Source organism: Pseudomonas simiae (assembly GCF_000934565.1).
Classification (GTDB): domain Bacteria; phylum Pseudomonadota; class Gammaproteobacteria; order Pseudomonadales; family Pseudomonadaceae; genus Aquipseudomonas; species Aquipseudomonas simiae.
On sequence record NZ_CP010896.1, the window covers coordinates 1381179 to 1394016 of the forward strand.

The following is a 12838-nucleotide window of genomic DNA, read 5'->3' on the forward strand; positions in this document are numbered from 1 at the left end:
TATCAGTCAGTCACAACATGGCGTGGGAAAACCAAAGCAACGTTGCCTACACCTAAGCGGCACCCGAGACGCGTGGGATCGTATCGTCGGCGCGCAGGGTGAAGATTTCGTAACCGGTTTCGGTGACCAGCAGGGTGTGTTCCCACTGGGCCGAGAGCTTGCGGTCCTTGGTGATGGCGGTCCAGCCGTCGCCCAGTACCTTGGTGTCGGCCTTGCCCTGGTTGATCATCGGCTCGATGGTAAAGGTCATGCCTGCTTTCAGCTCCATGCCGGTGCCGGCGCGGCCGTAGTGCAGGATCTGCGGCTCTTCGTGGAACACGGTGCCGATACCGTGGCCGCAGAATTCGCGCACCACCGAGAAACCATTCTTTTCAGCATGCTTCTGGATCACTTCACCGATGTCGCCCAGGCGGCAGCCGGGTTTCACGATCTCGATGGCCTTGTACATGCATTCCTGGGTCACCTGGGACAGGCGCTCGGCCCAGACCGGCACGTTGCCGACGTGGAACATGCGGCTGGTGTCGCCGAAGTAGCGGTCCTTGATCACGGTGACGTCGATGTTCAGCGTGTCGCCGTCCTTCAATGGCTTGTCACCTGGAATCCCGTGGCAGACCACGTGGTTGACCGAGGTGCAGATCGACTTGGGAAAGCCCTTGTAGTTCAGCGGCGCAGGGATGGCGCCCTGTACGTTGACTATATAGTCGTGGCAGATCTGGTTCAGGGTTTCGGTGGTCACGCCGGGCTTGACGTGTTCGGCGATCATCTCCAGCACGTCGGCAGCCAGTTTGCCGGCGATGCGCATGCCAGCGATGTCTTCGGCGGTTTTCAAACTAACGGTCATACAGGCTCTCTCTAGCGCGACGCGCTGAAATCAATACGGTTTACGGGCGTGCGACAAAAGGTTGCAGAATTCGCACAAGCCACAGAAAACGCGATTCTAACAGACGATGGCATCAAATCATGAGCCTCTGATGATCGCTTCTTTCTATAAGGTAGGGCTATGTTGGCTCTATTCAAGGGGTTACACGAACGCGGACGGCGGCAAATGTGATTGCGTGTTCCGTTTTTGCCGATGCTGTGGTATAAAATGCGCCGCTTTCCGGGGATGCCCCGAAAGGCTTAAATCCACACACGTGTCGACACGATGACCTGGGTGCCGGAGGCTTTGAAGTCGCTGGTTGGTCATTGGGATACGTGGAGGCCAAACCCGACTTATTAAGGAACTATCATGTCCCAAGTCAACATGCGCGATATGCTGAAGGCCGGTGTGCACTTCGGTCACCAGACCCGTTACTGGAACCCGAAAATGGGTAAATACATTTTCGGCGCGCGTAACAAGATCCACATTATCAACCTTGAAAAAACCCTGCCAATGTTCAACGAAGCTCTGACTTTCGTAGAGCGCCTGGCCCAGGGCAAAAACAAGATTCTGTTCGTCGGCACCAAGCGTTCCGCTGGCAAGATCGTTGCTGAAGAAGCAGCACGTTGCGGTTCGCCGTACGTCGATCACCGCTGGTTGGGCGGCATGCTGACCAACTTCAAAACCATCCGTGCTTCCATCAAGCGTCTGCGTGACCTTGAAGTACAAGCCGAAGACGGTACTTTCGCCAAGCTGACCAAGAAAGAAGCGCTGATGCGCTCCCGTGACCTGGAAAAGCTCGATCGTTCCCTGGGTGGTATCAAGGACATGGGCGGTCTGCCTGACGCACTGTTCGTTATCGACGTTGATCACGAGCGCATCGCGATCACCGAAGCCAACAAGCTGGGCATCCCTGTTATCGGCGTAGTCGATACCAACAGCAGCCCGGAAGGCGTTGACTACATCATCCCAGGCAACGATGACGCAATCCGCGCTATCCAGCTGTACATGGGTTCGATGGCTGACGCTGTAATCCGTGGTCGTAACCACGTTGCTGGTGGTACCGAGCAGTTCGTTGAAGAAGCTCCGGTAGCTGCCGCTGAGTAATTGACGCCCTGGCGTTGACTCAGTAAGCAAAAAGGGGGCTTGGCCCCCTTTTTGCCACCTCGAAAACCGTTTGTCGGCGCTCACGTATGATGGCGCAACCTAGCGACTGTAACGTGCAGCAGCCTACAACGGAGATTCGGGAAGAATTGATCGCCCGTTTGATCGGGTGGAATGGTTGAAAACCTATCCAAGAGGATTTTGAAATGGCAGAGATTACTGCAGCGTTGGTTAAAGAACTGCGTGAGCGTACCGGCGAAGGCATGATGGATTGCAAAAAGGCCTTGACCAAGGCCGGCGGCGACATCGAAAAAGCCATCGACGACATGCGTGCCTCGGGCGCCATCAAGGCCGCCAAGAAAGCCGGCAACGTCGCTGCTGAAGGCGCTATCGCCCTGGTAGAAGACGGTAAAGCCGCCGTTCTGCTGGAAGTGAACTCGCAGACCGACTTCCTTGCCCTGCAAGACGACTTCAAGGCATTCGTTGCTTCCAGCGTCAAGAAAGCATTCGACGAGAAGCTGACCACTGTCGAGCCTCTGATCGAAGCTCAAGAAGCTGATCGCCTGGTACTGGTCGGCAAGGTTGGCGAAAACGTCAATATCCGTCGCCTGACTCGCGTTGAAGGTGATGTTGTTGGCGGTTACCTGCACGGCAACAAGATCGGTGTAGCTGTTGTTCTGAAAGGCGGCAACGTTGAGCTGGCCAAAGACATCGCTATGCACGTTGCTGCAAGCAACCCTGAGTTCCTGCTGCCTTCGGAAGTTTCCGAGGAAGCAATCGAGCGCGAAAAAGCTGTGTTCCTGAGCCTGAACGCCGACAAGATCGCCGGCAAGCCAGAAAACATCGTTGAAAACATGATCAAAGGCCGTATCAGCAAGTTCCTGGCTGAAGCGAGCCTGGTTGAGCAGGCGTTCGTCAAGAACCCTGAAGTCAAGGTTGGCGAACTGGCCAAGAAAGCCGGTGCTGAAATCGTTTCCTTCACTTACTACAAAGTAGGCGAAGGCATCGAGAAGCCGGTCGACAACTTTGCTGAAGAAGTTGCTGCCCAGCTGGCTGCCGCCAAGCAATAAGACAGTTTTAAACTGTCGCCCAAGAGAGGCTGCCCGCTCACGCGCGCAGCCTCTTTTCAAATGGGAAGGCCGATTTTAATTGGCTTCCCTTCGGAACTGGCTTACAAAGCCGTGTTCCGATGGCGCTGTAGCAGCGTCCAGCTAGAGTGAACGCAAGCCGTAAACGGCTCGCCAAGAATTTTTGAAAAATACGCCGCAGGAGAGATTCGCAATGGCTCAGCAGGGCAGTGGTTATCAGGCTCGCTATAAACGCATTCTACTCAAGCTTAGCGGCGAGGCCCTGATGGGCTCGGAAGAGTTCGGGATCGATCCCAAAGTCCTCGACCGCATGGCGCTGGAAGTCGGCCAACTGGTCGGTATCGGCGTACAGGTCGGCCTGGTGATCGGCGGCGGCAACCTGTTCCGTGGTGCGGCACTGAGCGCTGCTGGCATGGATCGGGTCACTGGCGACCACATGGGCATGCTGGCCACTGTGATGAACGCCCTGGCCATGCGCGACGCCCTGGAACGCGCCAATATCTCGGCTATCGTGATGTCGGCTATTTCCATGGTCGGCGTGACCGATCACTATGACCGCCGCAAAGCCATGCGCCACCTGAACGCCAAGGAAGTGGTGATCTTCGCCGCTGGCACGGGTAACCCGTTCTTCACCACCGACTCGGCAGCGTGCCTGCGCGCCATTGAGATCGATGCTGACGTGGTGCTCAAGGCGACCAAGGTCGATGGCGTGTACACCGCAGACCCATTCAAAGATCCGCATGCCGAGAAGTTCGATCATCTGACCTACGATGAAGTACTGGATCGCAAGCTGGGCGTGATGGACCTGACGGCTATTTGCCTGTGCCGCGACCACAAGATGCCGCTGCGCGTATTTAACATGAACAAGCCCGGCGCCCTGCTGAACATCGTACACGGCGGCGCAGAAGGGACTCTGATCGAGGAAGGCCAACAATGATCAACGAAATCAAGAAAGACGCCCAGGCGCGTATGCACAAATCCCTGGAATCCCTGAGCCATGCATTCGGCCAGATCCGTACCGGCAAGGCGCACCCAAGCATCCTGGGCAGCGTGATGGTGCCTTACTACGGTTCCGATACCCCTATCAGCAGCGTTGCCAACATTACCGTTAAAGACTCGCGCACCCTGCAAGTCGTAGCGTTCGAGCGCAACATGCTGGGTGCTGTCGACAAGGCCATCCAGAGCGCCGGTTTGAACCTCAACCCGACCAACCTGGGTGAGCTGCTACTGATCTCCATGCCGGCCCTGACCGAAGAAACCCGTAAGGGCTTCACCAAGCAGGCGCGCAGCGCAGCCGAGGACGCGCGTGTTGCCGTGCGCAACATCCGTCGCGATGCCCTGGGTGACCTGAAGAAGCTGGTCAAGGACAAGGAAATCAGCGAAGACGAAGAGCGTCGTGCCGTCGCTGATATCGACAAGCTGACCAAAGATGCCGAGGCCCAGATCACCAAGGCCACGGAAGAAAAAGAAAAGGACCTGATGGCCGTATAAGGGGTCAGGACGCCTTCATGGAAAAGACCAAGCAGACTGTGCCCTCTGTGGTGCCGCGCCACGTCGCGATCATCATGGATGGGAATAATCGCTGGGCGAAGAAACGCTTTATGCCGGGTGTTGCCGGGCATAAAGCGGGTGTCGATGCGGTTCGGGCTGTGATCGAGGTATGCGCCGAGGCCAAGGTCGAAGTGTTGACCTTGTTCGCCTTCTCCAGTGAGAACTGGCAGCGGCCCGCCGAAGAAGTCAGTGCCTTGATGGACCTGTTCTTCAAGGCCTTGCGTCGTGAAGCCAAGCGGCTCAACGACAATAACATCAGCCTGCGCATCATCGGCGATCGCTCCCGCTTCCACCCCGAACTGCAAACCGCCATGCGCGAAGCCGAGGCGATTACAGCGGGTGCCAACCGATTTGTGCTGCAGATCGCCGCCAACTACGGTGGCCAGTGGGATATCGCCCAGGCTGCACAGCGTCTGGCGCGCGAAGTGCAGGCCGGTCATCTACGGCCGGACGACATTACGCCCGAACTGTTGCAAACCTGCCTGGTGACTGGCGACCTGCCGCTGCCTGACTTGTGCATCCGTACCGGGGGTGAGCACCGCATCAGCAATTTCCTGTTGTGGCAGCTAGCCTATACCGAATTGTACTTCTCCGACCTGTTCTGGCCGGACTTCAAACACGATGCCATGCGTAAAGCACTGGCCGATTTCGCTTCCCGTCAGCGTCGCTTTGGTAAAACGAGCGAGCAGATCGAAGCTGGAGCCCGGGTTTAAATGCTTAAACAACGAATCATCACAGCACTGATCCTGTTGCCGATCGCCTTGTGTGGGTTTTTCCTGCTCGACGGTTCTGCCTTTGCGCTGTTTATCGGCCTGGTGGTCACCCTGGGGGCCTGGGAGTGGGCGCGCCTGGCGGGTTTCAACACGCAATTGCCGCGCGTTGTGTACGCCGCTGTGGTGGCTGCCTTGGCATTCCTCCTGTACATCCTGCCGGACATTGCGCCGTGGGTGTTGGGGGCGGCGGTGCTGTGGTGGGCGCTGGCGACATTCCTGGTGTTGACCTATCCACGCACCAGTGGGAAGTGGTCCAGTGTGGCCTGCAAGCTGGTGATTGGTTTGCTGATCTTGTTGCCGGCGTGGCAAGGGTTGGTGGAGATCAAGCGTTATCCAATGGGTAACTGGCTGATCCTGGCGGTCATGGTGCTGGTATGGGGTGCTGATATCGGTGCCTACTTCTCCGGCCGGGCCTTCGGCAAGCGCAAGCTGGCGCCGGCGGTCAGTCCGGGAAAGAGCTGGGAGGGCGTGTATGGCGGGTTGGCGTTGACGCTGGTGATCGCGCTGGTGGTCGGTGTGGTGCGTGGCTGGTCGGTGAAGGACATCTTCCTGGCGCTGCTGGCCACTGCCATTGTGGTATTTATTTCGGTGGTGGGTGACCTCACCGAGAGCATGTTCAAGCGTCAGGCCGGGATCAAGGACAGCAGCAACCTGCTGCCGGGTCACGGCGGCGTGCTGGACCGTATCGACAGCCTGACCGCTGCCATTCCGATCTTCGCCGTACTGTTGTGGATGACCGCTTCGTGAGCCGCCTGCAGCAAGTCACCGTGCTGGGTGCAACCGGCTCGGTGGGGTTGAGCACCCTGGACGTGATTGCTCGTCACCCTGATCGCTATCAAGTCTTCGCCCTGACCGGGTTTACCCGTCTGAGTGAGTTGCTGGCCTTATGTCTGCGTCACGCGCCGCGCTTCGCCGTGGTGCCTGAGGGCGCAGCGGCCCGTGGCCTGCAGGATGATCTGCGGGCTGCCGGGCTTGCCACTCAAGTGCTGGTAGGGGAGCAGGGGTTGTGCCAGGTCTCGGCCGACGCCGAGGTGGATACCGTGGTCGCCGCTATTGTCGGCGCTGCGGGCCTGCGCCCAACCTTGGCTGCCGTGGATGCTGGCAAGAAGATCCTGTTGGCCAATAAAGAAGCGCTGGTCATGTCCGGTGCGCTCTTCATGCAGGCGGTGCGCAAGAGCGGTGCGGTGCTGCTGCCACTGGACAGCGAGCACAATGCAATTTTCCAATGCATGCCCGGCGATTTTGCGCGTGGCCTGAGCCAGATGGGGGTGCGTCGGATCCTGCTGACCGCCTCCGGTGGCCCATTCCGGCAGACTCCACTGGCCGAGCTGGAGCATGTATCGCCCGACCAGGCGTGCGCTCATCCGAACTGGTCCATGGGGCGTAAAATCTCCGTGGATTCGGCAAGCATGATGAACAAGGGGCTGGAGCTGATCGAGGCGTGCTGGTTGTTCGATGCGCGCCCGGATCAGGTCGAGGTGGTGATTCACCCGCAAAGTGTGATTCATTCCCTGGTCGACTACGTGGACGGGTCGGTCCTGGCGCAGTTGGGTAACCCCGACATGCGCACGCCGATTGCCAATGCCCTGGCCTGGCCGGAGCGGATCGACTCGGGCGTAGCGCCATTGGATCTGTTTGCGGTGGCCCGGCTGGACTTTGAGGCCCCGGATGAACAGCGCTTTCCTTGCCTGCGCCTGGCGCGGCAAGCGGCTGAAGCGGGTAACAGCGCACCGGCGATGTTGAACGCGGCCAATGAAGTGGCTGTGGCAGCGTTTCTCGAACGGCGCATCCGCTTTCCGCAGATCGCGAGTATCATCGAAGACGTCCTGGCGCTTGAGCCTGTTGTGGCGGTCAATGATCTGGCGGCGGTATTCGAGGCTGACACCAAGGCCCGAGCCTTGGCAGAAAAATGGTTGAACCGCAACGCGCGTTAGTCTGTGGGCAGGTTTGAGCCTTCAGGCACTGGATTGGAATGCGGAGAAATTAGATGAGTGCGCTTTACATGATTGTCGGCACCCTGGTTGCTCTGGGTGTGCTGGTTACCTTCCACGAATTCGGCCACTTCTGGGTGGCGCGTCGTTGCGGCGTCAAGGTACTGCGCTTTTCCGTCGGTTTCGGCATGCCGCTGGTGCGCTGGCACGACCGTCACGGCACCGAGTTCGTGATTGCGGCCATTCCTTTGGGCGGCTACGTCAAGATGCTCGACGAGCGCGAAGGCGAAGTGCCGGCAGATCAGTTAGACCAATCGTTCAATCGCAAGACCGTTCGTCAGCGCATTGCCATCGTCGCCGCCGGTCCGATCGCCAACTTTCTGTTGGCGATGGTGTTTTTCTGGGTCTTGGCCATGCTGGGCAGCCAGCAGGTGCGTCCGGTCATCGGTGCGGTCGAGTCGGACAGTATTGCCGCCAAGGCAGGGTTGGTTGTCGGGCAGGAAATTGTATCTATTGATGGCGAACCCACCACGGGCTGGGGTGCGGTCAATTTGCAGTTGGTGCGTCGCCTGGGTGAAAGCGGCATCGTCAAGGTGGTGGTGCGCGAGCAGGATTCCACCCGCGAAACCCCGCGTGAGCTGGCCCTCGACCATTGGCTCAAGGGCGCTGATGAGCCTGATCCGATCAAGTCTCTGGGCATACGTCCATGGCGTCCGGCCTTGCCACCGGTCCTCGCGGAGCTGGACCCGAAAGGTCCGGCCCAGGCTGCCGGCCTGAAAACCGGTGATCGCCTGTTGGCCCTCGATGGTCAGCCGCTGGGCGACTGGCAGCAGGTGGTCGACCTGGTCCGTGTACGTCCTGATACTAAAATTATGCTGAAAGTTGAGCGCGACGGTGCTCAAATCGACGTCCCCGTGACCTTGTCGGTTCGTGGGGAGGCCAAGGCGGCCGGGGGTTACCTGGGTGCCGGGGTCAAAGGTGTCGATTGGCCGCCATCGATGGTGCGTGAGGTGAGTTACGGGCCGTTGGCTGCAATTGGCGAAGGTGCAAAACGCACTTGGACCATGAGTGTGCTGACCCTCGAATCCCTCAAGAAAATGTTGTTCGGCGAGCTCTCGGTAAAAAACTTGAGTGGACCGATAACCATTGCTAAAGTGGCGGGCGCTTCTGCCCAGTCGGGTGTCGCGGATTTCCTGAATTTCTTGGCTTATCTGAGTATTAGCCTGGGTGTTCTGAATTTGTTGCCCATTCCTGTACTGGATGGGGGGCATCTGTTGTTTTATCTGGTCGAGTGGGTGCGTGGTCGCCCCTTGTCGGATCGGGTGCAGGGTTGGGGGATACAGATCGGTATCAGTTTGGTGGTCGGGGTGATGTTATTAGCCTTGGTCAACGATCTGGGTCGACTGTAACGCTTCGCTGAATTGCGAATCTGCCGCATTTTGCGGCAGTTTGTTTATTGCCAGTTGGAATAAGAAAGGACTTCATGAAACGTCTGCTGCTAACTGCGGTTCTCACCGTATTGATGATCGCCGAAGTTCACGCCGAGTCCTTCACCATCTCCGATATTCGCGTCAATGGCCTCCAGCGGGTTTCCGCGGGTAGCGTCTTTGGTGCATTACCGTTGAACGTCGGTGAACAGGCTGATGACCGTCGCCTGGTGGAATCCACTCGTGCGCTGTTCAAAACCGGTTTCTTTCAAGACATCCAACTGGGTCGCGAAGGCAACGTCCTGGTCATCACCGTGGTCGAGCGACCTTCCGTCGCCAGTATCGAGATCGAAGGTAACAAGGCGATCTCTACTGAAGACCTGATGAAAGGCCTGAAACAGTCTGGCCTGGCCGAAGGCGAGATCTTCCAGCGCGCCACCCTCGAAGGTGTGCGTAACGAACTGCAACGCCAGTACGTTGCCCAGGGTCGCTACTCCGCAACCGTGGAAACGGAAGTGGTACCGCAACCGCGTAACCGTGTCGGCCTCAAGGTCAACATCAACGAAGGCACCGTGGCGGCGATTCAGCACATCAACGTGGTGGGTAACACCAAGTTCGCTGATGAAGACCTGATCGACCTGTTCGAGCTCAAGACCACCAACTGGTTGTCGTTCTTCAAGAACGATGACAAGTACGCCCGTGAAAAGCTGTCCGGTGACCTGGAGCGCCTGCGTTCCTACTACCTGGACCGTGGCTATATCAACATGGATATCGCTTCGACCCAGGTGTCCATCACCCCGGACAAGAAGCACGTCTACATCACGGTCAACGTCAACGAAGGCGAGAAGTACAAGGTTCGTGACGTAAAACTGAGCGGTGACCTTAAAGTACCTGAAGACCAGGTCAAGGCGCTGCTGCTGGTGCAGAAGGATCAGGTGTTCTCGCGCAAGCTGATGACGACCACCTCCGAACTCATTACCCGCCGCCTGGGCAACGAAGGCTACACCTTCGCCAACGTCAATGGCGTGCCGACGGCTCATGATGATGACCACACCGTGGACATCACTTTCGTGGTCGACCCCGGCAAGCGTGCTTATGTGAACCGTATCAACTTCCGCGGCAACACCAAGTCTGCGGACGAAGTGCTGCGTCGTGAAATGCGTCAGATGGAGGGCGGCTGGGCGTCGACTTACTTGATCGACCAGTCCAAGACCCGTCTTGAGCGCCTGGGCTTCTTCAAGGAAGTCAACGTCGAAACCCCGGCCGTACCGGGTGTGGATGACCAGGTTGACGTGAACTACGCCGTGGAAGAGCAGGCATCGGGTTCGATCACCGCCAGCGTCGGCTTCGCACAGAGCGCCGGTCTGATCCTCGGTGGTTCGATCACCCAGAACAACTTCCTGGGTACCGGTAACCGGGTGTCCATCGGCCTGACCCGAAGCGAATACCAGAGCCGATACAACTTCGGCTATACCGACCCCTACTGGACTGCTGACGGTGTGAGCCTGGGCTACAACGCCTTCTACCGCACCACCGACTACAAAGACCTCGACGTTGACGTTGCAAGCTATGCGATCGACAGCCTCGGTGCCGGTGTCAACGTGGGTTACCCGATCAGCGAAACGTCGCGCCTGACCTTCGGCCTCACTGCACAGCAGGATGAGATCAAGACCGGTGTGTACACCGTGGACGAAATCTTTGACTTCACCCGTCGTGAAGGTGACAAGTTCCTGAACTTCAAGGCGTCTGCCGGCTGGTCCGAGTCGACCCTGAACAAGGGCGTACTGGCGACCCGTGGCCATTCCCAGAGCCTGACCCTGGAAACCACCACGCCGGGCAGCGACCTGTCGTTCTTCAAGCTCGACTACCGTGGCCAGTTGTTCACGCCGTTGAGCGACAACTACACCATGCGCCTGCACACTGAGCTGGGTTATGGCGATGGTTATGGCTCCACCAATGGTCTACCGTTCTACGAGAACTACTATGCGGGTGGCTTCAACTCCGTACGTGGTTTCAAAGACAGCACCTTGGGCCCACGTGGTACTCCAAGTCGTGGTGTTGGCGTAACCGGTAACCAGGGCACTGTGGCTGACTCGGACAATGACCCGCTGCCATTCGGTGGTAACGTCTTGATCCAGGGCGGTGCGGAAATCCTGTTCCCGCTGCCGTTCGTGAAGGATCAGCGTTCCCTACGGACTTCGGTCTTCTGGGACGTGGGTAACGTGTTCGATTCCAAGTGCGAGCAGATCAAAAACCCGAGTGGTGTGAAGTCCAACACCCAGTGCAACGATGTGAGCCTGAGCAACCTGGCAAGCTCCGTGGGTGTGGGTGTGACCTGGGTGACTGCGCTTGGCCCATTGAGCTTTGCTCTGGCCATGCCGATCAAGAAACCGGATAACGCTGAAACCCAGATTTTCCAATTCTCCCTCGGCCAGACGTTCTAAGCGTCTGACCCAAGATAACGACAACGGATTCTGTAGGAGTACATCGTGCGTAAGTTGACTCAATTGGTGCTGCTGGCAACTGTGTTGGTAGCGACCCCGGCCTTCGCCGAAATGAAAATCGCCGTCCTGAACTATCAGATGGCCCTCTTGGAATCCGATGCGGCCAAGAAATACGCCGTGGATGCCGAGAAGAAATTCGGCCCGCAACTGACCAAGCTCAAGACCCTGGAAAGCAGCGCCAAGGGCATCCAGGATCGTCTGGTGGCCGGTGGCGACAAGATGCAGCAAGGCGAACGCGAGCGTCTGGAGCTTGAGTTCAAGCAAAAGGCCCGTGACTACCAGTTCCAATCCAAGGAACTGAACGAAGCCAAGGCTGTTGCTGACCGTGAAATGCTGAAACAACTGAAGCCGAAGCTCGATAGCGCTGTGGAAGAAGTCATCAAGAAAGGTGCCTTTGACCTGGTGTTCGAGCGTGGCGCTGTGATCGACGTCAAGCCTCAATACGACATCACCCGTCAGGTGATCGAGCGCATGAACCAGCTGAAGTAAGCCATGACCGCGACTATCAAGCTCGGCGAGTTGGCCGAGTTCCTGGGGGCCACCTTGCGTGGCTCCCCGGAGAAGGAAATCACTGGGCTAGCCACCTTGCAGGAGGCTGGCCCAGCTCAGTTGAGCTTCCTCGCAAACCCCCAATACCGTAAATACCTGGTCGACAGCCAAGCTGCAGCCGTGTTGCTGAAAGCCGCTGACGCCGAAGGGTTTGCCGGGGATGCACTGGTGGTGCCCGATCCGTACCTCGCGTATGCGCGGGTTTCGCATCTGTTCGATCCCAAACCCAAGGCTGCCGCCGGTATTCATCCGTCTGCGGTGGTTGCCGACGATGCCCAGGTTGATCCTGCGGCCAGCATCGGTGCCTTTGCGGTGATTGAGAGCGGTGCACGCATCGCGGCCGGTGTCACGGTCGGTGCCCATTGCTTTATCGGTGCGCGCTGCGAAATCGGCGCCGGCGGTTGGCTGGCTCCCCGCGTGACCCTGTACCACGATGTGCGTATCGGTGAGCGCGTGGTCATTCAGTCGGGTGCCGTAATTGGCGGTGAAGGCTTCGGCTTTGCCAACGCCAAGGGTATCTGGAACAAGATCGCCCAGGTCGGTGGCGTATTGATCGGCGACGACGTGGAGATTGGCGTGAACACCGCTGTCGATCGCGGGGCCCTGGCCGATACCGTGATCGGCAACGGCGTGAAGCTCGACAACCAGATCCAGATCGCCCACAACGTGCAGATTGGCGATCACACCGCCATGGCGGCCTGCGTGGGTATCTCCGGCAGTACCAAGATCGGCAAGCATTGCATGCTCGCCGGTGGCGTCGGGTTGGTCGGGCATATCGATATTTGCGACAACGTCTTCATCACCGGCATGACCATGGTCACTCACTCGATTACCGAGCCTGGGGCCTACTCTTCCGGTACCGCCATGCAGCCCGCGGCTGAATGGCGCAAGAGTGCAGCTCGGTTGAGGCAGCTTGACGACATGGCTCGACGTCTCAAACAGCTGGAAAAGCGTGTTGGGGACGTGACCCCTGGCGGTAATGCTTCATCAGAAGGCTGATACCATTTCCATATCAAGTGTGCACAGCCGCTAGACTGCCTCCTTGATTTGCT

At 58.2% G+C, this 12838-nt stretch carries 12 protein-coding genes; 11 read left to right on the forward strand and 1 reads right to left on the reverse strand.

Going from position 1 to position 12838, the window contains the following annotated elements:
* Positions 1–52 precede the first annotated feature (52 nt).
* Positions 53–841 carry a type I methionyl aminopeptidase gene (gene map / locus PF1751_RS06175; RefSeq protein ID WP_010212469.1) on the reverse strand — a complete coding sequence of 263 codons (789 nt, stop codon included), beginning with the start codon at positions 839–841 and terminating at the stop codon, positions 53–55.
* A gap of 387 nt (positions 842–1228) precedes the next feature.
* On the opposite strand from map, the gene rpsB reads away from it, so the two are divergent.
* The 11 genes from rpsB to lpxD all read left to right on the forward strand — a co-directional run bounded on the left by rpsB (position 1229) and on the right by lpxD (position 12785).
* Positions 1229–1966, forward strand: coding sequence for a 30S ribosomal protein S2 (gene rpsB / locus PF1751_RS06180; protein ID WP_003189158.1), 738 nt, complete (start codon positions 1229–1231; stop codon positions 1964–1966).
* 203 nt (positions 1967–2169) lie between these two features.
* Positions 2170–3033 (forward strand): translation elongation factor Ts, encoded by an 864-nt coding sequence (gene tsf, locus PF1751_RS06185; RefSeq protein ID WP_010212467.1) that lies wholly within the window; start codon positions 2170–2172, stop codon positions 3031–3033.
* A gap of 211 nt (positions 3034–3244) precedes the next feature.
* On the forward strand, positions 3245–3988 hold the full coding sequence (gene pyrH / locus PF1751_RS06190; protein WP_003172271.1) for a UMP kinase: 744 nt from the start codon (positions 3245–3247) through the stop codon (positions 3986–3988).
* A complete protein-coding gene (frr, locus tag PF1751_RS06195; RefSeq protein ID WP_010212461.1) occupies positions 3985–4542 on the forward strand; it encodes a ribosome recycling factor in 558 nt (185 codons plus the stop codon). Before pyrH ends, frr begins: the two co-directional genes overlap by 4 nt.
* Before the next feature lie 17 nt (positions 4543–4559).
* A complete protein-coding gene (gene uppS, locus PF1751_RS06200) occupies positions 4560–5315 on the forward strand; it encodes a polyprenyl diphosphate synthase (RefSeq protein ID WP_010212460.1) in 756 nt (251 codons plus the stop codon).
* Complete coding sequence (locus PF1751_RS06205) at positions 5316–6122, forward strand: phosphatidate cytidylyltransferase (protein ID WP_010212458.1); 807 nt, start codon at positions 5316–5318, stop codon at positions 6120–6122.
* On the forward strand, positions 6119–7309 hold the full coding sequence (gene ispC / locus PF1751_RS06210) for a 1-deoxy-D-xylulose-5-phosphate reductoisomerase (RefSeq protein WP_044286725.1): 1191 nt from the start codon (positions 6119–6121) through the stop codon (positions 7307–7309). The genes PF1751_RS06205 and ispC overlap by 4 nt, the downstream gene beginning before the upstream one ends.
* A gap of 53 nt (positions 7310–7362) precedes the next feature.
* On the forward strand, positions 7363–8715 hold the full coding sequence (gene rseP, locus PF1751_RS06215) for a sigma E protease regulator RseP (RefSeq protein WP_044286726.1): 1353 nt from the start codon (positions 7363–7365) through the stop codon (positions 8713–8715).
* 74 nt (positions 8716–8789) lie between these two features.
* A complete protein-coding gene (bamA, locus tag PF1751_RS06220) occupies positions 8790–11177 on the forward strand; it encodes an outer membrane protein assembly factor BamA (protein ID WP_044286727.1) in 2388 nt (795 codons plus the stop codon).
* Between the two features lie 45 nt (positions 11178–11222).
* The gene (locus PF1751_RS06225) at positions 11223–11726 is read left to right on the forward strand and encodes an OmpH/Skp family outer membrane protein (RefSeq protein ID WP_003219314.1); all 504 of its coding nucleotides are present in this window, start codon (positions 11223–11225) and stop codon (positions 11724–11726) included.
* Positions 11727–11729: 3 nt separating this feature from the next.
* The gene (lpxD, locus tag PF1751_RS06230; RefSeq protein WP_010212451.1) at positions 11730–12785 is read left to right on the forward strand and encodes a UDP-3-O-(3-hydroxymyristoyl)glucosamine N-acyltransferase; all 1056 of its coding nucleotides are present in this window, start codon (positions 11730–11732) and stop codon (positions 12783–12785) included.
* Positions 12786–12838 lie beyond the last annotated feature (53 nt).

Bases quoted from the DNA above. Each gene is read 5' to 3' on its own strand.
- map (WP_010212469.1), bottom strand. From the start codon at position 841: ATGACCGTTAGTTTGAAAACCGCCGAAGACATCGCTGGCATGCGCATC.
- rpsB (WP_003189158.1), top strand. From the start codon at position 1,229: ATGTCCCAAGTCAACATGCGCGATATGCTGAAGGCCGGTGTGCACTTC.
- tsf (WP_010212467.1), top strand. From the start codon at position 2,170: ATGGCAGAGATTACTGCAGCGTTGGTTAAAGAACTGCGTGAGCGTACC.
- pyrH (WP_003172271.1), top strand. From the start codon at position 3,245: ATGGCTCAGCAGGGCAGTGGTTATCAGGCTCGCTATAAACGCATTCTA.
- frr (WP_010212461.1), top strand. From the start codon at position 3,985: ATGATCAACGAAATCAAGAAAGACGCCCAGGCGCGTATGCACAAATCC.
- uppS (WP_010212460.1), top strand. From the start codon at position 4,560: ATGGAAAAGACCAAGCAGACTGTGCCCTCTGTGGTGCCGCGCCACGTC.
- PF1751_RS06205 (WP_010212458.1), top strand. From the start codon at position 5,316: ATGCTTAAACAACGAATCATCACAGCACTGATCCTGTTGCCGATCGCC.
- rseP (WP_044286726.1), top strand. From the start codon at position 7,363: ATGAGTGCGCTTTACATGATTGTCGGCACCCTGGTTGCTCTGGGTGTG.
- bamA (WP_044286727.1), top strand. From the start codon at position 8,790: ATGAAACGTCTGCTGCTAACTGCGGTTCTCACCGTATTGATGATCGCC.
- lpxD (WP_010212451.1), top strand. From the start codon at position 11,730: ATGACCGCGACTATCAAGCTCGGCGAGTTGGCCGAGTTCCTGGGGGCC.